We start from the raw sequence: 23,851 nt of genomic DNA, 5'->3' as shown, positions 1-23,851 counted from the left end.
CGTTGGCGGCTGGAACAAATTGCTGATTGTGCTCCAAAGTGCTCTAATGCGCTCGCACAGGGGGCTTTTGTGTTCTCTTGGCTTCGCATCGAGCTGCTTGGACGGGTTCCGCCCGGTCGATCGCAGTTCATGGGACGACTTTCGGCTTCGGCAATTCGGCGGCCGTTAGCAGTCTCCTCACCTTCAGGATAAGCAAGGAGATGATTGAATCTGATCTCCGTCAAGCGTGGAAAAAGCCGCATAGGATTGCTTCCTACCCTATCGCGGTCTTGTCGGTCGTCGTTGCGATAGTGGCCGTGGAACTTATAACACGTTCTCTGCACGCTGAGCCCATCGCATCGTTGATGCTTTGCGCTGTTATCCTCGCTGCGTGGTTCGGCGGGTTCGGTCCGGCCGTGTTGGCGATCACACTCGCCCTTTTGGCCTTTCATTATTACCTGGTGCCCCCCAGCAATTCATTTACTTGGAAGCACAATCTACTGGTTGTGGGCATCTCAGAGGTGCCGCGTCTGATCCTGTTTTCTATTACATCTCTTTTCGTTGCATTCGCTATTTCAGCGCAGAAGAATGCGACAGAGGCACTCCGGCATTCCGGCGCTGACTTGCAAACAGCGATCGAGGGGCAAAAGCGAGTTGAAGCCGCGCTGCGGCGCAGCGAAATGTATTTGACCGAGGCACAAAGATTGAGCCGTACCGGAAGCTTTGGATGGAATGTCTTGACCGGAAAAATCGTCTGGTCCGACGAAACGTTTCGAATCTTCCAATGCGATCGGACGACTATACCGACCGTGGAATTCATTATCCAACGCACCCATCCGGACGATCGTGCTGCGGTGCAAGACATCCTCCAGCAGGCGTCGAGCAAGGGAAGCGATTTCGACCTTGAATTTCGGCTGGCGATGCCTGATGGCTCGGTGAAATACGTCCATGCCGTAGCTCGTGCCGAGAGAGATGCGTCGGGGAGCGTCAGGTTTGTTGGGGCGGTAACGGATGTGACGGATGCAAAGGAAGCGGAGCGGAAGCTGCGACGGAGTGAAACCTATCTGGCCGAATCCCAGCGCTTAAGTCACACAAGCAGTTGGGCGTGGGATGTGCGCCGTCGAGAGTTCGTGTATCGCTCGACCGGAGTGTACTACATTTTTGGTTTCGATCCGGAGAAGGGCGCTGTGCCGCTGCAGACCTTCCGGGATCGTATCCACCCCGACGACAGGGTCCGCAATGTCGAAGCATTGTCCCGGGCGATCCGAGAGAAGGCGGACTTCGAAGTTGATTTTCGGATAGTTCTTCCTGACGGATCGATAAAGCATGTACATTCCGTGGGACATCCTGTCGTCAATAGCGACGGCGAAGTGATCGAAATGATCGGCACACACCTGGATGTCACCGAGCAATACGAAGCACAGGAGAAATTGCAAAGGGCATTTGACGAAATCAAGAAGTCGGAAGATCGCCTTCGGCTGGTCATCGATACAATACCGACGCTGGTCTGGCGCGCCGGACCCGAAGGGATCCCCGACTTTCTTAATGAACCGGCTCTCTACTATACCGGCCTGTCATTGGACCAAGCTGAAACTGGCTGGCCTCGCGCTTTTCACCCTGACGACAAGAAGGGCATGTTGCAGAAGTGGAGTGCAATACGGGAGACCGGGACGCGAGGTGGGCTTGAAGCTCGGCTCCGGCGTTTCGATGGCGAGTATCGCTGGTTTCTGTTCGAAGCCGAGCCGATGCACGACGAGGCAGGCAACATTGTCAAATGGTATGGGTCGGCTACCGATATCGAAGACCTCAAGCAGACTGAAGTTGCGCTTCGCGAGAGCGAGCAGCGTTTTCGCGATTATGCCGAAACGGCCTCCGACTGGCTCTGGGAAACCGGACCTGACCACAGGGTCACGCGTATATCGGAGCACTACAATGCTGTCGGCATCGTGCCTTCACGCATAACTGGTTTGGCTCGCTGGGATGTCGCAACTGATGTCGAATCGGAGCCCGAAAAATGGCGGCTGCATCGGGCGGTGCACGACGCACATCAGCCATTTCGCGATTTCGTGTATCGCGCCGTAAGCGCAAATGGATCTCCCGTCTATGTCCGGTCGAGCGGTAAGCCATTTTTTGACGCAAGCGGCAACTTCCTGGGCTATCGGGGAACCGGTACGGATATTACGGCGACGATCCGCGCAGATCACGCCGAAGAGGCGCTGCGCAACGCGCAGGCGGAACTCGCACATGTAACCCGCGTGACCGCGCTGGGCGAACTGACGGCGTCCATCGCCCATGAAGTGAACCAGCCGCTCGCCGCCGTCATCGCTAACGCCGAAGCCTGTCTGCGCTGGCTGGACAACAAAACTCCCGACTTGGCCAAGGCGCGCCGTTCGGCAGAATGGGTCATCGAGGACGGTATTCGGGCAAGCGAGGTGATTCGCCGAGTGCGGGCGCTCGCGAAAAAATCCGAGATGGAGAAAGCGCTCCTTAATGTCAATCACGTCATTCAGGAGGTAATCGCGCTGGTGCAGCGTAAGTTAAGCAGCCACAGCGTATCATTGCGCAAGGAGTTGGCGCCGAGTCTACCCATGGTCCTTGGCGATCGGGTCCAGCTTCAGCAGGTAATTATCAACCTGGTGATGAATGGCATTGAAGCAATGGAGCCGGTCATGGATCGGCCGCGCGAACTTGTGATCCGATCAGGCCAGGACGAGACAGGTCGAGTGCTCGTAAGTGTGACGGATTGCGGCGTCGGAATCTCCGCTGAGAATGCAAACCAACTTTTCAATGCCTTTTTCACCACTAAGTCCAGCGGGCTGGGTATGGGCCTTTCGATCTGCCGTTCGATCGTAGAAGCTCACGGAGGACGGCTGTCAATCTGTCGCAACGAGGGGCCAGGTGCGACATTTCAATTCGTCCTGCCCTTGCATCAGGAGGATGCGTTGTGACCGAGCGTCCAAAATCATCGTATGGATCCGCGAGCGCCAAGGAATCGATCGTCCTTGTTGTCGACGACGACGAATCGATGCGCAGGGCGCTGACCAATCTTTTTGAATCAATAGGCTTGAAGGTTGAGGTTTTCGCTTCGGCGCCCGAAATGCTGGACAGCAAGCTTCCGGACGTCGCCAGCTGCCTGGTGCTTGACATTAGGTTGCCCGGCCTGAGCGGATTGGACTTTCAAACCGAACTGGCCAAGGCGAACATCCACATTCCAATCATCTTTATGACGGGCCATGGCGATATCCCGATGTCGGTCCGGGCCATGAAGGGCGGAGCGGTCGATTTCCTGACCAAGCCGTTTCGCGACCAAGACATGCTGGACGCGGTGGTGACGGCGATCGAACGGGATCGGAAACGGCGCGAGGCCGACAAGATCGTCGCGGATTTGCAAGCACTTCTTGAGACCCTGACTCCCCGCGAGCGGGAGGTTCTGGCTTGGGTAGCGTCCGGACGCCTGAACAAACAGATAGCAGCCGAACTCGGACTGGCCGAGATTACCGTTAAGATCCATCGGGGACGCATTATGAAGAAGATGGGAGCGAGGTCACTGGCCGATCTGCTGAGAAAGGCCCAAACGCTCGGGGTTGGTCGCATCAAGCCCTAGGCCGTTTTGGGCACTAGGCGAAGGGACTGGCAGAAGCGGGCGTATCCGTAGTGAATTTGCCCCTAGACGACCTTCGCACAGGTGCTGAGCCGGTAACGGTCCGCGCCAGTGCGGCAAAGCTTGCGCAACAAGTCGTTGGCGTACAGACCTAAGTATGACTTCCCAAACCTATTTGACCGTCCATATTGGCAGGGGCGGTGCTAATGCGAGCGTTCGCCTTGGTCCTACCTCAGGAAGTTCTGCCTTGTCCATGCTTTCGGTAATCTCGGTCGTTGATGACGACGCTTCCGTCCGCGTCGCGACCGACAATCTTCTAACTTCGCATGGATACCGGGTCCATACATTTGCGTCGGCTGAGGAGTTCTTGCAGTCGAGTTGCCTGGACGAATCGTCTTGTGTCATTGCGGACGTCCAGATGCCGGCTATGAGCGGCTTGGACCTTCTGATGCACATGCGCGGCCAAGGTTACGATGCGCCATTTATCTTTATCACGGCTTTTCCCGAAGAGAACGTCCGCACGCAAGCGCTGAAGGCCGGAGCTATTTCCTTCCTGGCCAAGCCCTTCGCGGGATCCGTCTTGATCAAATGCATCGAGATTGCCCTGAGCGAACGTCGAGGCGACGCGGGAAAATGAGATCCTGAGCCCTGCCCGAGTACGACGCTTCCTCTGGCCTTTTCGACGTCAGCGGGCGTGTCCTGATAGCAAACAAAGGTATAGGGGGACCCAAACCAACACGACTTTCCAAACAACCACCGTAGGATCGAGCCGTTCGCCTTGATCGGACTAAGCAGTTAGACCAGAGCTGCGGTCGGGCAGGCGAGAGCGAACGCGCCAAAGGGTTATGATATTGACGAGGTCATTGCCCCTTTGTGCCAAGCCTCCCAAGCGCGTCCGAGAGCCGGCAGAAAACTGGATCTCACGGGTAAGCATTCTATGCAATTGCCTGAGTTCATGCGCTCGACCACGCTACGGTGGACGGTACTGGTGGCCGCGGCTTTTGCGGCCTTTATCGTTGCATTGCTTGGCTTCGTCTATTTGAAAATAAGCGATGACCTGACGATGCGTTCCGACCGTGTGATCGCCTCGCAAAGCGGCTTCTTTGCGGGCTTGTCGCCCGATCGTAGGCTCGACGCGATCGACGACTATCTGAAGCAGGATCCGGGCCGCCTTAGGCTCGCGGGATTGTTTGGACCAAATGGCAGCAGGATTGCGGGCAATCTGGAAGACCTGCCGCCAAATCTTAAAACCGACAACGCGGTACAGGACGCTGCGGTCGACCGGGGAGACGAAAGTGGCCGGAAAAAACAGGCTGTCCGCCTGATCGCGCGAAGGTTGCCGAACGGTGACCTGCTTTTGATCGGACGAAACGTCGATGATGTCACGGAGATCGCGCACGTCGTTGAAGGGGCGGTCGCACTTGGTCTGCTTTCGTCGGTACTTCTTTGCTTCGCGGTCGGCGTAGTGTTGTACGCTCGCGCCCGCAGGCGAATCGTTGAAATCAACGAGCGGGTACAGCGCATTGTCGCCGGCAACCTGCGTGAACGAATCCCGCATCGGAACACCGACGACCCCTTCTCCAAACTTGCCATGATAGTCAATGGCATGCTCGACGAGATGGAAACTCTCATCCACGCCCTAGCAGGCCTCGGCAACGATATCGCGCATGACCTGCGCACGCCGCTCACGCGTGCACTATTGACGCTCGAGCGCGGTCGCGCGAACGCCAGCACGCTGGAGCAGCTGCAGATTGCCGCAGACAAAACGATAAGCTCACTAGATCAGTCGCTTTCGATCATTACCGCCATTCTGCGGCTTGCGGAAATCGAGAAAAGTCAGCGATCGGCCGGCTTTGGCAAGGTCGCGCTGGCGGATATCACACGCGAAGTGGTCGACATGTACGAGCCGATAGCGGAAGACAAAGGTATCGCCCTTCTGATCCGGTCAGCTGATGAACTAAGCGTCCATGGTGACCGGGACTTGCTGATCGAGGCGGTGGCCAATCTCATCGACAACGCCATAAAGTATACGCCCGCCGGTGGGCAGGTTGAGATCGAATTGTTTCGCGGCAAAGGCGAGAATATCGTGCGCGTGAGGGATAACGGTCTCGGCATCAGCGAACACGAGCGCGACGCGGTGCTAAGGCGTTTCTACCGGTCGGATAAAGTAAGACACACATCAGGCCTGGGTCTCGGCCTTAACCTGGTAGCAGCAATTGTAAAGTTGCACGGCTTTCGGTTTACCATCCTTCCAGGGTCTGGGTGTGTGGTTGAGATTGCATGTCCGTATGCGTCGACGCCGTCGTAAACAACGGGAGCTGGCTCCGACGGACGTGGCCGGTTCCGGCGCTCATCCGGCGGTCAAAGCAAACTGCAGCATGCGCGCGAAGCTTTGCGGCTTCCAGAATGCGTACGGGGCAATGACCGCGGAGGATCATGGCGCAGCGGTTACCTGCTCATAGGCGTCCAACACGCGGGTGGAGTAGACGAGGGCGGCACCGGCGTTGACGGCGGTCGCAACACCGAGCGCCTCAGCGATCTCTTCCCGCGCGGCGCCGTGACGCGCCGCAGCTTCGGCGTGCACGGCGATACAACCGTCGCACCGGACGGTAACGGCGACCGCGAGTGAGATCAGTTCACGGGTCTTCGGCCCGAGCAGGTTTGTGTTCTGGCCAGCGGCGGTCAGCGCTTGATGGCCCTTGATCGTGTCGGGGCTAAGCTTGGCAATTTCGCCAATCCGGACTTTGAGCTGCTGGCGATAGGTGTTCCATTCAAGCATGGCCATGTGACTGCTCCTGATTTCGGCTTGGATAAGTGGCTCTTCCAAAAGTGCGAGGGCGACATGCCCCACTTTCCTTCGCCTTATTCCGTTCTGATCGCGACGTTGAATGTATTGCCGTTGACGGTGCGCAGCTGCAACGTCGCGGCGTTAGAGAGGCGGCCTATGTCCGAGGCGCCCGCAGTGGGTAGCGTGATCGTCGCCATGGCACCCACTTGCGCGCGCAGCCCGAACGGACCCGGTGCAAAGCGATTGTAGGCGAAGTCGTTGGCGATCGCCGAAGCCGGCAGGTGATTTAACGCGCTGCCGTCCCATTGCTCAAGCACGGCGCCATCATTGGACTTCAAGACTGCAGTCATCACATTGGAAGGCGCTGCCGGCGTGCCGCCATCGAGATAGGCATGAAAGCGCACGGCGCCGTTCGGGAGCAGGACACCGTCCGCTAGACTAAGATGATGCTTGCTCGGACTAACCGGTCCACTATGAAACGCCGTGACCACCGAGCCGCGAAAGTAATCGTAGGTGGCAACATTGAGAATGACAGTAGCAGCAAACGCCGCGACTGCGATTCGCTGGAAAGACTCCCTTCGCATCGGGAGCGGTAAGGCTCCAGACAGCCACCGAAACCACGCCCGGCAGGCGAGCGCAGGCCTGCGTGCCAGCAGCGCGTTGTCGAGCGAGAAGGCGCCGCTGCCGCCAAGCATCAGGGTGGCACCGATCGCCGAATTGCAGGCCGCCATTGTCCATTCGTCTATGCAGGTTGCACCCTGCCATCCGAACATCAGCATCAGCATCACGGAAAGGCCGATTGAGACCAAACCCGCGGCCCGGGTGAACAAGCCGGTGATCAGGAGCAGTCCCGTGATCAGCTCGGCTGCGCTGAACAGGATGAGTGAGGTATACAGAAGATAGAAATGATGTAGCAGAAAGGCAATGAGCTGATCCGTTCCGAGCAAGGCGCCCGGCATCGCCGATTGGAGTTTGTTGGCCATCCAACTCGCGGCGTTCGGATCGAGTTTGGCGGGCGCGTAGATGAAGCGGCGCGAGCCGCCGCCCCAATAAATGAATCCTTGAATGAAGCGGATCGAAAGCAGAGCGAGTGCAGCGCTGCGCAGCGCGTCTGTCCTGCCGCGCAGGGCAGCGGCTGGATGGGAGGCGGCAGCCGTACCGTCTTTGACCTGGACGACGGCAACCGATGCGAAACCAATACGGCGAAGTAAGGATGTCATGGCCTAACCTGGGGCTATTTAGCGTAGTGAAAGCCGACCTGCTGCAACTCGGGCAGCGTGCCGGCGGCACCAGGGATCAGAACCACGCCATCCACCAGATGGTTGGTCAATTCCGCCGCCAGCGCGGCATGAGAGAGCTTGTCGGGATTGATATCGACTTTGATAAGGGCCGCAGCCTGTTCCCAAATTGCATTGTGGCAAGACAAGAAGACAACGCCGCGCCGCATCAGGGCCGGGATCGAGTTATCGCCGCCGGAGAACGGGCCCGCCGGATCCTCATAGTTCGCCGGATTGGCAGCCGCCGCTTTCCGCTCGACGATGGACGTATTGGTCGGGAATTCCTCGCCAGCGAGTTGTGTAAGCTGATACTTGTCCCACGTGGCCTGATCATAGAGCGCAAGATTCGCCGTACCATGCGTAACCGAGACAGTGAGGAAGTCAGGATGCTTGAACGACCATATCTGCGAATTGAGCGCGTTGCGCATCAGGTTCAGCCAGGGGCCCGCGATGTCAGTATTATCCCATGCCTGCCTTGGCGCAGGACCGTAGGACAGCACTTCCGTCAATGCTTCGTGATCCCATTGCTCTTGGCTGTTCAGGATCATCGGCACCGTCTTGAAGTCGCGGCGGCGAGGTGCCTGCGCGAGACGCTTCTTTAACGCGTCAAGATGTGTTGCAGCGGACGGTGTCAACGCGGATTCGATGGTCGCTGTTACAGGCTTGGCCGCGGCCGATGCAAGGCTGACCGCGCCTGTAGCCAGGCTCAAAGCGAATGTTTTCAGTATGCCTCTTCTTCCAGTGATGACCTTCACGGACGTCTAACTCCTGCCTGTTCTCTTCAGGCAGATAGATAGCGGGCCAACTCGGGGCCATTAAATTATTTGAATGAGATCAACGCGCGAACGTCCGCTCCGACGCGCGTCTTCCTCAAATGGAGTTTACTGGCGGAACTGCAATCGCACTCCGATGTAGCCTTGCACCACCTCACACGCTCCAAAGGAGACCAAGATGAAGTTAGCATTGATCGGCGCCGCCGCTGTTGCCGCCGCAGCTTTCGCAACTCCTGTCCTGTCGCAGGCTGTTATCGAAGACCCCGGCTATTGCGCGCAGTTCTACCCTGACGCCAATTGTCAAAATCTGGGACCGGGCAATCCGTACACCGATGGCGATTCCCGGCGGAACGGGAGCGGTATGGTCTTAGGCCATGCAACACAGTCGACCGGGCTCGATGCGTACCGTTATCATGGCGGACCGAAGTCAAACGATTGACGGCACGGGCTCGCCGATCTAGCGAATCGCGTGCGCGGCTCGTACTTACTTCCCGAAGATTGGCTTGCCGTAAAAATCGGGAAAGATCGCGGGCAGATACAGGTGAGCCTGTGCGCGCACACCCACGTCCCGGCCGGATTGGGCTTTCATCGGGATGATTGCCTCTACCCCGACCTGGAGATAGCGGCTAACCCAGATGACGCCCGGATTGACAGTGCCGGTTGTCTTCCCCGCGTTTGGCCCGTTGAGTGGCGTCGACGTTGTGAATTCAACCAGCGGAACCCATCCCTCCGGGTAGCGGGTCCCGGTACGGTTGGCGCCGGTATAATGGTTGGTGACCAGGCTGTACTCGAGCGCCAAGCCCAGCTGCAGGATCTTCGGGTTGATCGTCTCGGTGAGCGTGGTCGCGCCGGAGGGCAGCGCCGTCGCGGTAAGGCTGACAGGGTCGGTCGGCATAGCGACAGCGGCCGTGGCGCTGATCGTCAGCGGCCGCAACCACGCCACCGAATCAGGTAGATCGCCGAAGCCCTTGCCGATGTAGACGGTCGGCGTCAGCGTGGAGAACGACGAGGCGATCCCGGGCGCTCCGGTGCCGCCGATCGCCGCCGTGCCACCCACAGTAAAAACGAATTGGTGCTCGGGGTTGGCATAAAGCTGATACTGGGTGCCGATCACGAGATTGTCGAAGCCCGAGCGTGTGCCCCTGTTCGAATCCTCCAGGATACGAAACGTCTCGGTGAAGAACACCGACAAGTCCCTGGTAACAAGTCTGCTGTAGGTCGTGGGAATATCGATTTCGTGCGTGGTCGGCGCGGTGGCGGTGTCAGGCAGCCGCACAAAATATGGGGGATTGTAGAAGTCCGCCGGGGTGGGAACAGTGGTCGCCAATGTTGAGGGGAAGAAGCGGTCTCCGACGTAGGCCGCCGACCCTTCCGAACATGTCGCGAGCAGAAGCAGAAAGCCGGTTATTGCTGTATGCCGAGCAGTGCGAGCCATCGCGCCCTCCTACCGTCCAACTACTCTACTAACTGTCCAGAGATGCGGCACCCTTCGACCGTTACCCATCCAGTGCCTGCTTGCGGGCATTGTCAATTCAGAACCGGAAAAGGCAGTTGCCCATCTTGATCCATGAGCCGCAACGGTCAATCCAGAAGGATAGCGGGGAGGGTGCTAAGGGCGAAGCAGCTGCCTTCCTTGCCGGCAAAGATTTGGTTTGGTTCCCGCATTGTGAGCTTAAGCCTCTCGGTGACCCCGATATTCGGTCGGCGTAAGTCCGGTGATTTTACGAAATGCTCTCGTGAATGAGCTCGTTTCGCGAAAGCCAATCTGGATTCCGATCTGTGTCACCGAGAGCGCCGGCCTCTGCAGCAGGCTCCTGGCGCGATCCATCCGGCGGTCCATATGGTAGCGATGCGGCGGCACGCCGAAGGATTGTTTGAAGGCCCGCGCAAAGTGATAGACGCTTAGATCGACGAGTTCTGCGAGAGTGAGCAGCGAAACGTCCTCCGCTAGATGCTCCTCGATGAATTCCACCAGCCGCTTCTGCTGCCACACTGGCAAGCCGCCGCGAATCGGCCTCGTCGCAACGGAAGTGGTTCGTTCCAATCGGATGAGTTCGTGGATCAGTACTAGACTCAGGGCCTCTGCATACTGGCGGCTTCCCGGATCGCAACTCCCGACCTCGGCCTTGAGTTTGAGCGCCGTGTTCCAGACGGCTTGATCGAAGAAGAACAGTCGCGGACTGATCAGGGGACAAGTGATGCCAGTTTCCGGATCAAACAACGGATCCTGCACATCAATATAGAAGTATGTGACGCGCGTGAGTACTCGCGGGATCTGCCATCCGTAGAAGCAATGGCCGGCAGGCACGAAGCTGAGCTTGCCATTGAACTCGCGCAAAGTCGATTTGGGCAAACCCTCGATAAGCGTCTCACCATCATGTCGTTCTGCGCGCTCGTAAGCGATCAGCAGATGTCTTCGCGCCTGAAAACGGTACTCGAAGGTTTCGCGTCGGGTAACCTTTACCGCGTCCGCTTGTATTGCCCCCCAGTTCGCTAGTCGCCGGCGAGCGATATCGGGTGGCGTAATTTCAACGATTGATGGAGAAGACGGACGACAATAACCCGAAATACTGATGCCGATGTCACTCATTGGTGTTCTCCTGACAAGTGCAACGGCTCCCCTTTTGGTCAGCGTCCCTGTGACAAGGGCATGAAAGCGATGGTGGGGTCATTTGTCACTAACCATCATTGGTGCTCGCGACCAAAGACGCTATCTGCCTTTGCGAGAACTGTAATCAAAGGCCAAACTAATGCGGGTGGAATCTCGGCACCATTAAATTGCCGTTCAGATTCTAAATTCGATTTTATGCGAGGCGGCATCTGTGAGCCCGGCGGAACGTCCGCCATGCGCGTATCAGGCTGGACGACCGTAATCGGGAAATCCGGGGCAATAAAGCGTAAAGCGCCGCAAGCCGAGACAAGCGCAAGATCCGCTCATTACCAGATCTCCGGTGTGTCCGTCGCAAGGTGCGCATCAATCGGTGCGGCTGCGCCGGGTCAGGAGTTCCTATGTCCGAACACGAACCCGGCCCTCCTCTCGCTTCCGGAGGTGCGTCCGTAGTTCCGTCCCGCGAACGCGGAGGCGTTTCGAAATTGGCCGCTGCCCGCCCGCCGGCGCTGGGCGAAATTGGGTTTGTCGGCCTCGGCCGCATGGGGGCGGCGATGGCCGCAAACCTCGCGGCCAAGGGACGACAGTTGATCGCCTATGTCCGCCGCCCGGATCGGGTCGGCGAGCTTGAGGCGCTCGGTCTGAGGCCCACCACGGACATTGGCGATCTGCTCCACTGCGACGTCGTCATTAGTATGTTGCCGGACGACGACGCCGTGCGCGAAGTCGTGTTCGGTCGCACGGAGGTTGGCCTCGACGGTCTGGCCGCGGGTCTGATGCCCGGCGCAATCCATCTGTCGATGAGTACGATCAGCACGGCGGCTGCGTCGTTGCTGGCGCGCGAGCATGCGCGGAACGGACAAGGTTATGTCGCTGCGCCGGTCTTCGGGAATCCGGATGCCGCCAAGGCGCGCCAGCTGTTCATCGTCGCCGCCGGCGTCGCGGCCGATGTCGAGCGCTGCCAGCCGATCCTCGACAGTCTCGGACAAAGGACGTTCGTAATCGGTGACGAGCCGGGAAACGCAAACCTCATCAAACTGCTCGGCAATATGATGAGCGCCACGGCACTAGAGATGCTCGGAGAAGTCGTTGCCGTACTCCGGAAGCATGGGCTGGATCCCCAGCCCTTCATCGACATCATGACGAGCACAATGTTCGGCGGGCGTGCGCATAAAATTTACGGCGACAAGATTGCACGACAGAGCTACGCGCCGGGATTTGTCTTGCCCCTCGTGCTCAAGGATGTGCGGCTTGCCCTTGCAGAAGCAGAGAACGCGGGCGCGCCGATGCCATCGGTGGGCGTGCTTCGAGACCGTTTGATCACGGGAATCGCGCGGGGTTACGGCGACCTCGACTGGACCGCCCTGGGGCGCATCGCCGAGGAGGAAGCCGGTCTCTACGCCGTACCACCGGTCGCTGCCGATTGAGGTTGGACTTGTCCGCCATCCACAGCCTGAAGGCGTATTCACTCGAAGAAAGAACAGGATTATGACTCATCAAGCAGACGCTCTCGCAAGGAAACTGCCGCTTACCGAAATTCCCGGCACGTCGCTCAAGGTGTCGCCCGTCGCCATTGGCACCTGGGCCATCGGCGGGTGGATGTGGGGCGGAACCGACGAAGCTGAATCTGTCGCTACTATCCAGGCCGCTTTCGAGCACGGCATCAATCTTGTCGACACCGCCCCGGTCTACGGATTCGGCCGCTCTGAAGAGATCGTTGGCAGGGCGATCGCCGAAAGCGGGTTACGCTCGCACGTGCTAATTGCCACCAAGACTGGACTTCAATGGGAGGGCGGAAGGGTATCTCGCAACGCCAGCCGCGCCCGCATCATGCGCGAGGTCGAAGATTCCTTGCGCAGGCTTCGAACCGATTACATCGATATCTATCAGGTCCATTGGCCTGATCCATTGATTGCAATCGAAGAAACCGCGGACGCAATGCATATGCTGCTTGCGCAGGGCAAAATCCGCGCCATCGGCGTCAGCAACTTTTCGGTCGGCCAGATGGAAGGTTTTCGCCGCGTCGCGCCGCTGCATGTGCTGCAACCGCCGTACAACTTGTTCGAACGTGGCATCGAGGCCGACCTTCTACCCTACTGCCTTAGGAATAGTATTGCGATGCTGGGATATGGAGCGCTGTGCCGGGGTCTCCTGTCCGGACGAATGCAGGCGAATACGGTTTTCGGTGGCGACGATCTTAGGCGCGCCGATCCGAAGTTCCTCAAGCCTCGCTTCGCGCAATATCAGACCGCCGTGCATAGGCTCGACCGCCTCGCTCGGCAACGGTTTGGCAAGCGCGTTATTCACTTGGCGGTCCGCTGGATGCTGGATCAGGGCATCACCACGGCATTGTGGGGGGCGCGTCATCCCGATCAGTTGCAGCCCGTCGACGAGGTGACCGGCTGGTCGCTCGATAATTCGGCCAAGGCCGAGATCGATCGGATTCTGCGCGAAGCTATCACCGATCCGGTCGGACCGGAATTTATGGCCCCGCCGTCGCGGAGCGTTGCAGCGTGACGCGGTGGTGGTCGGCATCACACAGGGAAGGCGTTGCTGCTGTCCCTCAGTTTGTACTCGGCTCGTCGGGAATTGCGCAAAATGAGCCGGTCGACCGGATCTAACCAGTTCGCGACAAGGTATCCTAGGAGGTTTCATGGACTCCGCGGCTCTATTCCTGCCGGCGTGCTCACGCCGGATAGCGGGACTGTCGCGCTCGGTGGCGAGCGTCTCGCCCGGCCGGGAATGGCGGCATATGGTGGTCGCATCGGCTATCTCTTGCAGCGAACCGAATTGTTCCGCGGTTCGATCGCCGACAATCTGCTGCTTGGCCGGCCCGACGCAAACGATGACAAGCTGCAGATCGCTGTGGCGGCGGTTGGTCTTGATCTGGCAATCGCAAATCTGTCGAAGGGATTACACCATCAGCTTGGAGACGGTGGAACAGGTCTCTCGGGCGGGGAGCGGCGGCGATTGGGGATTGCTCGTCTGCTTGTCGCATCGCCGGATGTCGACGTTTTCGACGAAGCGACGGAAGGACTTGATGGCGCAACCGCCGCCCTCGTGGTCGAGAATATTCGGTTCGAAACGCGCGGGCGAGCGGTCTTGCTGGCCACACATCATCGGGTTGAAGCCGTCAACGCCGACACGTTGCTATGGATAGAAAAGGGCAACTGACACAAATCGCGCGCAGGAGCGAAACCGCTTTCGATGGGATCCTCGATCAGCTTAATCCGCGCAGTCGTCGACGTCTGGACCCTTATCGAGGAGGGAGGCTTGCGGAGCACGGCGGGAGAATCCTTGCGGCCGAGCTCGTAAGTGCGGGCTGATGGCGTTCAATTCAGCCATCTGGGCGATTGCGGCTGTTGCAACGTTGGGCGTGATCGCCCGGCCATGGAATTCGCCGGAGTTCGTTTGGGCGACGGCGGCTGCCGCGATGCTGGTTCTGTTCAACTTGCTGTCTTGGCGGCAGGCATTCGCAGCGATCGGCGAGGGCACTGACGTCTACCTCTTTCTGATTGGCATGATGCTGCTGTCCGAAGTTGCCAGGAAGGAAGGGTTGTTCGACTGGCTCGCGACCCAGGCGGTGAGGCATGCGCGTGGTTCGGCCAAACGATTGTTCCTGATCATTTACGTCGTCGGCACCATGGTTACGGTGTTCCTGTCGAACGACGCCACCGCTGTGGTGATGACGCCGGCGGTTTACGCCACGACTCGGGCCGCGCAGGTCGAGCCGCTCCCTTATCTCTTCATCTGCGCTTTCGTCGCCAGCGCCGCGAGCTTTGTCCTTCCGATCGCCAATCCTGCCAACCTCGTCGTGTTCGGCGGGCAGATGCCGGCTCTTTTGGATTGGCTGCGTTATTTTACCGGGCCGTCATTGGCCGCGATTCTCACGACATACGTCGCATTACGGCTGACGCAACGGCCGGCGCTCGCTGCAAAGGTCGCCGCCATCAAGGACGCGCCACCGCTGACGGTAGGCGGCAAGCTTGCAGCGATCGGAATCGCACTGACAGTCGTAGTGCAACTGTCGGCATCTGCGTTCGATCGGCCACTCGGGTTACCGAGCTTTTGCGCAGGCGTATCTTTGACTGCTGTTGTGCTGGTAATCGCGCGGCGATCGCCGCTGCCGATTCTCAAGGACGTTTCCTGGGGCGTGCTGCCGCTCGTCGCGGGCCTATTCGTTGTTGTCGCGGGATTGAATCAAACCGGCGTGTTGTGGGCGCTGGCGCGCAACCTGCACGACGCTGCCGCGGCGTCGCCGCAAGCGACGTCGTGGGTCGCAGGCATGGCCGTTGCTGTTGCCTCCAACCTCGTCAACAATCTGCCGGTGGGTCTGATCGCGTCGGCCACAAGTCATGCTGCGCAGGTGCCGCAGCAGGTGGTTGGTGCGATTATGGTCGGCGTCGATCTCGGGCCGAATCTTTCCGTGACAGGCTCGCTCGCCACCATTCTGTGGCTGATCGCACTGCGCCGGGAGGGCGAGAGCGTTACGGCTCTTCGGTTTCTGAGACTCGGCTTCATCGTTATGCCGCCGGCGCTCGTGCTGTCGCTGCTTGCCATGTCGGCGTTTCCCCCATGAACGTAGAATCGTCCGTGGACTCAGAAAAGATTACGTCTGAGGGCAAAGATCGAGGTTAGTCTAGCGCCAAGTACGGCACAACGGGCGGTTTCAGTTCAATTCAGGCTCGCGGCGAGCTGCCTTACTCCGAACCGTTGTTCGAACTCCGTCACATTGACGATGCCGCGGCGATGGGTGCCATCGCCGATCTTGCGGTCGCCGTCCCAGGCCTCGACCTCGAATACAACGCTCTTGGGATCAATCTTGACGACGCGAGAAAGGGCGCGGACCACGCGGCCAACCGGCGTTGCTGCGAGGTGACGGACTTTCACGTCCATGCCGACGCTGACGAAACCCGCCGGCAGATGCGTGGCGATCGCGGAGCCTGACGCCATTTCCATATGCAGGATCATCATCGGCGTGGCGTAGACCTGCGGCATCTGCGCCACGAAGTGGCCGATTGTCATATCGGAGGTCACGGTGACGGTCTTCTCGGCCGTCATGCCGATCATGACGTTGTCGAGCGCATCCATATCTTCCTCGTTCTCGGTCTTGTGGCGAACTGGGTCAGGCGCCACCAGTAACTCCGTTGCATGGCAGGCCCGACTTCGACCGCGATCTAGGATTGGGGCATTACGCCCGGGGCGTTGTCCGGCCATTTCGCGATGGTCGCCTCGTCGATATTCAGATGCTGGGCTACCAACGCCGGCGGCGTATGCGTCAGCCAGTTGGACAGAGAAATCTCTTCGTAGCGCGAAGCCCTGAAGACGCCGACGAACTGCAGGTCGGTGTCGCCGACATTCTCGACATAATGTCCAAGGTTACGCTTGACGTAGCCGATGTCGCCAGGATTGAAATCCATCGTCATCGCATTCGGGCCGGTATTGAAGACCGTCATGCGTCCCTTTCCCTTGATGTAATACTGCCATTCGTCGGCGTTCGGGTGCCAGTGCATCTCGCGCACACCGCCGGGGCGAACGGTTACCAGCGCGGCTGCAATCCTGGTTGCGACGGGGAAGTTGCTACTGTCGGCGATCCGCTCGTCGCCCCCCCTGGATTCTCTCGCCGGTGCTGACGATGCAAGACGGAAGATAAACGGATGAGGTGGAACGCGGCCGGTCTTGCTGATCGCAGCGCGGTCAGATGCCAGATCGCCGGGCACGGTGCCCTGGAAGATCCAGAGGTTCTGCAGCGGGATCTTGGCGAATGTCTGGGCCGGGACGCCAAAATTCTTGGCAAGGATCTCGGGCGGCGTATGAGCGAACCAGTCCGTCACCAATAGCGTATTGAATTCGCTGGCATCGCCGTCGTCAAAGCAGATTACGAATTCGCAGCCGTCCGGGCCGAGACCCTGCAGCGAATGCGGCTGGCCTGCCGGAAAATACCAAAGGTCGCCCTCGTTGACGTCCGCCACGTATGGCCGGCCTACGGCGTCCAGAACGGTCACGCGGCAGCTGCCGTAGGTCATGATCGCCCACTCGGCAGCCTGGTGCCAATGCAATTCCCTGATGCCGCCGGCGGTCAAACGCATGTTGACGCCCGTGATCGTGTTTGAGATGGCGAAATCAGCCTGCGTCACCTGCCGTGCCCAGCCGCCGTTCTGGATGCGCTTTGGCGCGTTGTTGAAGGAGGCCCAGTCCATCGGCATGCCGCCGACGTCAGTGGCGGGCGGAGTTTGCGCCGAAGGAAACTGGTTGCCGATGGCCTTGCTTTGCGGGCCAGGATCTCTGAGATTTCCCGGAGCTTTCGCGTTGACAGCGCCTTGCGCCGGCTGGTCCGGATTACCGAAGGAAGCGGCGTGCGCCGCGGTTGCAACTGCACCTGCAGCACTGACTGCCAGCACATTCCGTCTCGAAAACATCGTCGTCGCTCCTCAAAAAATCGACCGCGGGTCTATCAGAGATAGGTCCACGATTATCCCGAGCCACTAAATTAATATTCAGAGTGTCTTGCGGATCTGGAGTCGCCGGCATGCCCAGCGTCAATTCCGGGTGTCGGTGTTTAGGTCCGACGTAGACGTCCGATTCGGTACGCGGACTTCGACCACGCTGTGGTTGAGAGCCTGATGACATGAATTGCATGCGGCGGTCAGATCGGCATAGGCCTTGGCGAATGCGGTGCCGTCTTTGGATTGGATCGCGCTGTTGAGTTCCTTGAACGGTTGCTCCGTAACGGAGGTGATCATGTCCGGAAAGGAGATGTCGTGTTCACTGGGATGGGCGCGCCCGAGTCGATCGAACGCGCCGCGCAGGTTTCCAAGCTCGTAGGCCGCAAATTCCCAATTTCCGTCCTGCTCGGCCTGCCAGAGCCGCTCATGCCGTGGCTGAATTGTCGCAATCATCAGGTCGCTGATGCTCGGCAGATATTCGATGGCATGAGGTGAGGGCGTCGCTTCTGGCCCTGCGGCTACGCCGCGCAAGGCCGCAAGACAGATCGCCAGGATGGCGGCTGCGGTAATTGCGATCGCCACAACCATGAATGGGCGGCGCCGGATGCCTGTTTCTTCTGGCCCGATCATGCGCGCACTGGCAACCTGGAAAGCAGCTTGGCGAGTGTGACCGGGTAATCCCTAATCCGTGCGCCACACGCGTTGTAGATCGCATTGGCAATCGATGCGCCGGCGCCGCAGATTCCGAGTTCACCGATGCCCTTACTCTTGAGCGGGTTGGATTGGTCGTCCAGTTCGGCAAGAAAGACGGCATCGATGTCCGGAATGTCGGCATGCACCGGAACATGATATTCGGCGAGATCGTGGTTGACGAAATACCCGAAGCGCGGATCGAGCGTCATCTCTTCATGCAACGCTGCACCGACGCCAAAAACCATTCCTCCGATCGCTTGGGAGCGCGCCGTCTTTGCGTTCAGGACACGGCCGGCCGTGAATACGCCCAGCATGCGCCGCACGCGCACCTCACCGGTATCCTCGTCGACGCCGACTTCGGCGAAATGTGCGCCGTAGGATTGCTGAGAGAAATCCTTGTTGTTGCGGCCGGGCCGGATTTCACCATCGGCGTCCATCCCGACGCCCACAAGGTCCGTCAGCTTTCTGGACTGGTCGCCCGATGCGATACTACCGTTGGCGAACCTTGCGGTTGCCGGATCCATGCCGGCGGTCCGTGCCAGCTTTTCGCGCAGCGCATTGCAGGCCTCGAAAAGGGCCGAGCCCGAGCTGCCAGCGCCCCATGAGCCACCCGAACCTGCCGCCTGCGGAAAGCTGGTATCACCGAGTTCGACCTGGATGCGTTCCGTCGGCAGGCCGAGCATCTCCGCTGCGATTTGCGCCAGGATGGTATAAGTCCCGGTTCCTATGTCGGTCATTGCCATTCGCACGGTACAGGTACCGTCAGGACCCAGCCGGACATTAGCCTTGGAAAGTAGAAGCGGGTTGCCTCGTGTCGCCGCAGCCATGCCGATTCCCACTAGCCAGCGTCCGTCACGTACCTGACCCGGTTTCGGATTGCGCTTGTCCCATCCAAAGCGGCGCGCACCTTCCTGCATGCAGGGGATCAAATGACGGCTGGAATAGGGAATATGCTTTTCCGGATCCTCGCTCGGCTCGTTGAGCACTCGCAGCTCGATCGGATCGAGATTCAATTTCTCGGCAATTTCATCCATCGCGCATTCAAGCGCCATTAGCCCGACAGACTCGCCGGGGGCTCGCATCGACGACGCCACCGGAATATCCAGTGGCGCCAGACGATGTCGCGTCAACCGATTGGGCCCGGCATAAAGCGTACGCGTCTGGAGGGCGGCGCCCTCATAGGTTTGTTCGCTGGGCAGATTGCCGGAGAATACATCGTGGCCGATCGCGAGAATATGGCCCTCGCGATCGGTGCCCAGACGAACCCGCTGGATCGTGTCGGAGCGGTGCGTCGTGACGTGAAAGATCTGCTGCCGGGTCAGCGCGATCTTCACCGGCCGCTTGAGCTGCCGTGATGCGATCGCCGCCAGGATCGCATCGGCATTGACCCAGAGTTTGCCGCCGAACCCGCCACCGATGAACGGGCTGATCAGGCGTACATTCTCGACAGGAATTTTCAGGGTTGTCGCGATGACCTGTTGACCCTGATTGAGCATCTGGTTCGCCGTGTGCAGCATCAACTTGTCGCCGTCCCACATCGCGAGCGTGGCATGGGGTTCCATCATCGCGTGACTTTGCAATGGGGTGGTATAGGTCACGTCGAGTTGTACCGGAGCGCTCGCGAATGCAATTGCGAAATCGCCCACCGCGCTGTCGGCTGCCGGCGCGTCGCTTGGCTTTGGAACGCGGGCCTCGTTGAGGTTGGCACGGAGCGCATATTTTCCGTTCGACCGATCATACTTCACGTTTACGAGGTAAGCCGCCGCCCGGGCCTCCTCGAAGCTGTTGGCAACCACGAAGGCAACCGGTTGGCCGTAACCTGTCACTTGCGGCCCGGTGAGTACGGGATGCGCTTCGCGGTGATTACCGGTGCCCTGCGCCGGCGCGTTGCGATGGGTGAGGACCAGCGCGACGCCCGGCGCCTTTTCCGCCGCCCGCGTCTCAATCGATTTGATCCTTCCTTTTCCGATCGAGGCTTCGACCACAAAACCATACAGCACGTTGTTCTCTTGCACCTCATAGGCGTAGCGCGCGCCGCCGGTAACCTTCAATGGGCCGTCCACGCGGTCGATTGGCTTGCCGACGATGCCTGGTGTATCGAGGACATTGGCACCAACGGGTGAGTTCATTTCCATGCGTTCGCTCCGTCAGGTCCGAGTCATCTCTGCAAGCACGCTGTGCAGCGTGCGCCGCGTCAGCGGCATCTTGAAATCGTTACCGCCAAATCCGCGCGCGCCTTCTAGAACCGCAGCTGCGGTTGAGTTGAAGGTGGTGGTAGTCGAAGGCGCGTTAGCCAGGCGTTGTTCGGCCTGCGCTGAACGCCAGGGCTTGGGCGCCAACCCGCCGAAAGCCAGCCGGGCCGAGCGGATCCGGCCGCGGTTGCTATCGACGATTGCGGCGACGGAAACCAGTGCAAACGCGTAGGAAGCGCGATCGCGGACCTTGCGATAAAGCTGCACACCCGGAGGCGGTGGAGGCAGCGTCACAGCGGTGATGATTTCACCCGGTTTGAGCGACGTCTCGATCTCGGGGGTGTTGCCGGGAAGACGATAAAATTCCGCGATCGGAATCGCTTTGGTTTCACCCTGGCGATTGACCGTCTCCACCTTGGCGTCGAGCGCCTGCATCGCCACCGCCATATCCGACGGATGCGTCGCGATGCAGTGCTCGCTTGTGCCCAGGACGGCATGAATGCGGTTAAAGCCAGCGAGCGCCGCACAGCCGGAGCCGGGGCTGCGCTTGTTGCAGGGTTTTGTGACGTCATAGAAGTAATAGCAGCGGGTTCGCTGCAGCAGATTGCCGCTAGTTGTGGCCTTGTTGCGCAATTGCGCACTGGCGCCAGCCAGCAGCGCACGGCTCAGCACGCCGTAACGCTGCCGCACATGTGGGTCGGCGGCGAGATCGCTGTTGCGAACCAGCGTGCCGATACGCAAGCCGCCATCGGGAGTCTCTTCGATCTTGTCGAGCGGCAGGCGGTTGATATCGACCAGATTCGAAGGTGTCTCGACCTGCAATTTCATCAGGTCGAGCAAATTGGTGCCGCCAGCGATAATTTTCGCGCCAGGCTTGACGGCAGCGGCGGCCGCTTGCGCCGTCGAGTCGGCGCGTTGGTAAGTAAAGGCTTTCATGTTGGCATTCCCGCGGCTTGTTTGATGGCCTCCACGATGTTGGGGTAGGCTGCGCAGCGACAGATGTTGCCGCTCATTCTCTCGCGGATTTCCGCATCGGTGAGTTCGGGGGCCGACTTCGTCAGGTCCTCGGTCACGTAGCTCGGCATGCCCTGCTGGCTTTCGGCCAGCATTCCGATGGCCGAGCAGATCTGGCCGGAGGTGCAGTAGCCGCACTGGAAGCCGTCATGCTCGACGAAGGCCGTTTGCATTGGATGCAAATTCGCGCCTTGGGCGAACCCCTCGATCGTGGTGACCGATTGGCTGTCGTGCATCACCGCGAGCGTCAGGCAGGAGTTGATGCGGCGTCCTTCGATCAGCACAGTGCACGCGCCGCATTGGCCGTGATCGCAGCCCTTTTTCGAGCCCGTCAGCGCGAGGTGCTCCCGCAAAGTATCGAGCAATGTCGTCCGGGGATCGAGGGCCAGCGAATGCGAACGGCCGTTGATCTGGAGTTCGACCTTCACGGGGGATGAAGGGGGCTCGTTGCCATCGATCTGATCGTCCGCAAGTACAGCATTCGGCAGCGTGGTCAACAGCAATGCGGTGGCTCCCGTCTCAATTACCGTGCGGCGCGTAACTTCAAATGCATTTGGAGTACCGGGTTCTGTATTGGAATCATGCTCGTCCATGACTGCTCCATGTTCGCCAAGTCGATGATGGCTGTCTGGAAGACATCCGGGCTTACGGCCAAGTGTCGTCCGGTAGGTTGATCACGATGGGCGTCGCCGTGCTACGCACGACAACCCATCGAAACGGCGCCTTCTTCGAAGGATTGATTTCCATGTGGGGCAGGAAGGCGGGGACATGAATGAAGTCTCCGGCCTTCGCACGCGCGACCGATTTTCCTCGCGCACCCCATCGTATTTCGCAGATGCCAGAGAGCACGTAGGCGATCGTCTCCTGCTCTCCGTGATGATGTATTCCCGTCCGCGATCCTGGCTCCACCACGAACAGGCCGCCCCAGATTCCGGACGCTATGCCAAGCGTTGGCGCGATAGCAGCGCGACGTTCGGAGCCTGGCGTCTGCGCTGTTCCCGGATCGAATTGGGCGGGGCTGACGATATGAATTTCAGAAGGAGAACTCATGGCGTCCCGGATCCTGTTTGAATGGGTAACCGTGAAAAGTTAGCAGCGGCCGTTCAGAAAACCACTAAATTGGAGTTTAGATATCCGCGTCGAACTGAGGCCACGGTCGCGGCTGCTCGGTGGTGACACCGATCGTGACATGATCGACTGCGCGCATCTTCCCATTTCTCGTCCGGGTGTGCTCGCGGTGAGTTTCTTCCGCCGATCGAAGAAAGCGCGCCCTTGTCGAGAACCGCCGGCTGGATGCTAAACACCCGGCCGGCGAAGCGGATATCAGGGCAATCGGCCGGCCCAAGTCGGAGGGGGCAGCATGTTGCTTTCGGCTACATGCACCCGTGATCCGAACACTCCGGCATGACTTCCGGCTTGTTCTTGGGGAATTTTGCGATGGTAGCCTTGCTCACGTTCAGGTGCTGGGCAACCATCGATGGCGGCGTGCGGGAAATCCAGTCGGAGAGGGAGACATCTGCGAAATAGGGAGCTCTGAACACTTCGAGAAACTGCAAATCGGTGTCGCCAGTGTTCTTGATATAATGTCCGAGGTTCTTCTTGACGTAGCCGATGTCGCCCGCGTTGAAATCCATGGTGACGGCGTTCGGGCCGGTGTTGAACACCGTCATTTGCCCTTTGCCCTTGATCCAATACTGCCATTCGTCGGCGTTGGGGTGCCAGTGCATCTCCCAGGCCACCGGGACGCACGGTGACCAGTGCGGCGGCGACCGTTGTGGAAACGGTGAAGTTGCGACTGTCGGCGATCCGCACCGAACCGCCCTTGGTCTCGCGCGCCGGGGCTCCCGATCCGAGCGAGAAGGTGAAAGGATGCGGCGGCACGCCGTTTCCGCTCACCGCCGCGCGGTCGGCGGCCAGATCGCCCGGCAATTTGCCTTGGAAGATGTAGAGGTCGCGCAGCGGAATATCCTTGAACGTCTCGGCGGGGACGCCGAAATTGTGGCCGAGGATATCCGGCGGCGTGTGCGTGAACCATTCCGACATCAGGAGGGTGGTGAACTCGGAGGCCTTGCCTTCATCAAAGAAAATAAGAAGCTCGCAGCCGTTCGGGCCGAGCCCCTGGAGAGAATGCGGCAAGCCGGCGGGGAAATACCAAAGGTCGCCTTCTTTCACGTCGGCGATATACGGTCGTCCCAATTCGTCCAGAGTGGTAATACGGCACGTGCCGTACGTCATGTAGGCCCACTCCGCAAACTGGTGCCAGTGCATCTCGCGGATGCCGCCGGCCGTCAGCCGCATGTTGACGCCGGAGATGGTGTCCGCAACCGCAAAGGAGTCCTGCGTGACCTGACGGGCCCAGCCGCCATTTTGAATACGTCCGCGGCGCGTTGTTGAACGATGCCCAGCTCAGCGGCATGCTGCCGACGTCCGTCGCCGGCGGAGAAAATGCGGCTGGAAACTGGTCCCTTATGGCCGGATTC

21 protein-coding genes and 1 pseudogene are annotated in these 23,851 nt (G+C 59.5%); 9 read left to right on the top strand and 13 right to left on the bottom strand.

The window, feature by feature from the left end:
- The first annotated feature begins 200 nt into the window (after positions 1-200).
- The 4 genes from CP49_RS24265 to CP49_RS42010 all read left to right on the top strand — a co-directional run bounded on the left by CP49_RS24265 (position 201) and on the right by CP49_RS42010 (position 5,888).
- A complete protein-coding gene (locus CP49_RS24265; protein ID WP_057852695.1) occupies positions 201-2,927 on the top strand; it encodes a PAS domain-containing protein in 2,727 nt (908 codons plus the stop codon).
- Positions 2,924-3,583 carry a response regulator transcription factor gene (locus CP49_RS24260; protein ID WP_057852694.1) on the top strand — a complete coding sequence of 220 codons (660 nt, stop codon included), beginning with the start codon at positions 2,924-2,926 and terminating at the stop codon, positions 3,581-3,583. Before CP49_RS24265 ends, CP49_RS24260 begins: the two co-directional genes overlap by 4 nt.
- 250 nt (positions 3,584-3,833) lie before the next feature.
- A complete protein-coding gene (locus tag CP49_RS24255; RefSeq protein WP_156438622.1) occupies positions 3,834-4,217 on the top strand; it encodes a response regulator transcription factor in 384 nt (127 codons plus the stop codon).
- A 300-nt stretch (positions 4,218-4,517) separates the two neighbouring features.
- Positions 4,518-5,888: a sensor histidine kinase gene (locus CP49_RS42010; RefSeq protein ID WP_063791754.1), complete on the top strand. Its 1,371-nt coding sequence runs from the start codon at positions 4,518-4,520 to the stop codon at positions 5,886-5,888.
- A gap of 126 nt (positions 5,889-6,014) precedes the next feature.
- Here CP49_RS42010 and CP49_RS24240 read toward each other — a convergent pair whose 3' ends face one another.
- The 3 genes from CP49_RS24240 to tetH form a co-directional block, all read right to left on the bottom strand.
- On the bottom strand, positions 6,015-6,359 hold the full coding sequence (locus CP49_RS24240; RefSeq protein ID WP_057852750.1) for a carboxymuconolactone decarboxylase family protein: 345 nt from the start codon (positions 6,357-6,359) through the stop codon (positions 6,015-6,017).
- Between the two features lie 83 nt (positions 6,360-6,442).
- Positions 6,443-7,588, bottom strand: coding sequence for a TQO small subunit DoxD (locus CP49_RS24235; protein WP_082646198.1), 1,146 nt, complete (start codon positions 7,586-7,588; stop codon positions 6,443-6,445).
- A 14-nt stretch (positions 7,589-7,602) separates the two neighbouring features.
- Positions 7,603-8,400, bottom strand: coding sequence for a thiosulfate dehydrogenase (gene tetH, locus CP49_RS24230; RefSeq protein ID WP_057852690.1), 798 nt, complete (start codon positions 8,398-8,400; stop codon positions 7,603-7,605).
- 196 nt (positions 8,401-8,596) lie between these two features.
- Here tetH and CP49_RS45030 point away from each other — a divergent pair, with 196 nt between their 5' ends.
- Positions 8,597-8,857: a hypothetical protein gene (locus CP49_RS45030; RefSeq protein WP_156438613.1), complete on the top strand. Its 261-nt coding sequence runs from the start codon at positions 8,597-8,599 to the stop codon at positions 8,855-8,857.
- A 45-nt stretch (positions 8,858-8,902) separates the two neighbouring features.
- Here the strand turns inward: CP49_RS45030 and CP49_RS24225 are convergent, their stop codons facing one another.
- Both CP49_RS24225 and CP49_RS24220 read right to left on the bottom strand, forming a co-directional pair.
- Positions 8,903-9,853 (bottom strand): hypothetical protein, encoded by a 951-nt coding sequence (locus CP49_RS24225; protein WP_063791753.1) that lies wholly within the window; start codon positions 9,851-9,853, stop codon positions 8,903-8,905.
- 237 nt (positions 9,854-10,090) lie between these two features.
- Complete coding sequence (locus CP49_RS24220) at positions 10,091-11,008, bottom strand: AraC family transcriptional regulator (protein WP_063791752.1); 918 nt, start codon at positions 11,006-11,008, stop codon at positions 10,091-10,093.
- Between the two features lie 503 nt (positions 11,009-11,511).
- Here CP49_RS24220 and CP49_RS24215 point away from each other — a divergent pair.
- From CP49_RS24215 to CP49_RS24200, 4 genes are all read left to right on the top strand, one after another.
- Positions 11,512-12,453 carry an NAD(P)-dependent oxidoreductase gene (locus CP49_RS24215; RefSeq protein ID WP_057852687.1) on the top strand — a complete coding sequence of 314 codons (942 nt, stop codon included), beginning with the start codon at positions 11,512-11,514 and terminating at the stop codon, positions 12,451-12,453.
- 61 nt (positions 12,454-12,514) lie between these two features.
- Positions 12,515-13,543, top strand: a complete 1,029-nt coding sequence (locus CP49_RS24210; RefSeq protein WP_057852686.1) for an aldo/keto reductase — start codon at positions 12,515-12,517, stop codon at positions 13,541-13,543.
- Positions 13,544-13,576: 33 nt separating this feature from the next.
- A complete protein-coding gene (locus CP49_RS24205) occupies positions 13,577-14,200 on the top strand; it encodes an ATP-binding cassette domain-containing protein (protein WP_156438612.1) in 624 nt (207 codons plus the stop codon).
- A gap of 151 nt (positions 14,201-14,351) precedes the next feature.
- Positions 14,352-15,605 (top strand): arsenic transporter, encoded by a 1,254-nt coding sequence (locus CP49_RS24200; protein WP_057852684.1) that lies wholly within the window; start codon positions 14,352-14,354, stop codon positions 15,603-15,605.
- Positions 15,606-15,700: 95 nt separating this feature from the next.
- Here CP49_RS24200 and CP49_RS24195 read toward each other — a convergent pair whose 3' ends face one another.
- The 8 genes and pseudogenes from CP49_RS24195 to CP49_RS24160 form a co-directional block, all read right to left on the bottom strand.
- The gene (locus tag CP49_RS24195; protein WP_057852683.1) at positions 15,701-16,117 is read right to left on the bottom strand and encodes a thioesterase family protein; all 417 of its coding nucleotides are present in this window, start codon (positions 16,115-16,117) and stop codon (positions 15,701-15,703) included.
- A gap of 86 nt (positions 16,118-16,203) precedes the next feature.
- Positions 16,204-17,445, bottom strand: coding sequence for an oxalate decarboxylase family bicupin (locus tag CP49_RS24190; RefSeq protein ID WP_057852682.1), 1,242 nt, complete (start codon positions 17,443-17,445; stop codon positions 16,204-16,206).
- Positions 17,446-17,565: 120 nt separating this feature from the next.
- Positions 17,566-18,060 carry a cytochrome c gene (locus CP49_RS24185; protein WP_245310837.1) on the bottom strand — a complete coding sequence of 165 codons (495 nt, stop codon included), beginning with the start codon at positions 18,058-18,060 and terminating at the stop codon, positions 17,566-17,568.
- 38 nt (positions 18,061-18,098) lie between these two features.
- Positions 18,099-20,300 (bottom strand): xanthine dehydrogenase family protein molybdopterin-binding subunit, encoded by a 2,202-nt coding sequence (locus CP49_RS24180; RefSeq protein ID WP_057852681.1) that lies wholly within the window; start codon positions 20,298-20,300, stop codon positions 18,099-18,101.
- A 12-nt stretch (positions 20,301-20,312) separates the two neighbouring features.
- On the bottom strand, positions 20,313-21,293 hold the full coding sequence (locus CP49_RS24175; RefSeq protein ID WP_057852680.1) for an FAD binding domain-containing protein: 981 nt from the start codon (positions 21,291-21,293) through the stop codon (positions 20,313-20,315).
- Positions 21,290-21,964 carry a 2Fe-2S iron-sulfur cluster-binding protein gene (locus CP49_RS24170; protein ID WP_057852679.1) on the bottom strand — a complete coding sequence of 225 codons (675 nt, stop codon included), beginning with the start codon at positions 21,962-21,964 and terminating at the stop codon, positions 21,290-21,292. The genes CP49_RS24175 and CP49_RS24170 overlap by 4 nt, the downstream gene beginning before the upstream one ends.
- A 52-nt stretch (positions 21,965-22,016) precedes the next feature.
- On the bottom strand, positions 22,017-22,421 hold the full coding sequence (locus tag CP49_RS24165; protein WP_057852678.1) for a cupin domain-containing protein: 405 nt from the start codon (positions 22,419-22,421) through the stop codon (positions 22,017-22,019).
- A 323-nt stretch (positions 22,422-22,744) separates the two neighbouring features.
- Positions 22,745-23,851 (bottom strand): annotated as a pseudogene (locus CP49_RS24160) (cupin domain-containing protein); the annotation flags it as partial.

This window comes from Bradyrhizobium valentinum (genome assembly GCF_001440405.1).
In the GTDB taxonomy this organism is placed as follows: domain Bacteria; phylum Pseudomonadota; class Alphaproteobacteria; order Rhizobiales; family Xanthobacteraceae; genus Bradyrhizobium; species Bradyrhizobium valentinum.
This window is presented reverse-complemented; position numbering and strand designations above follow the sequence as displayed.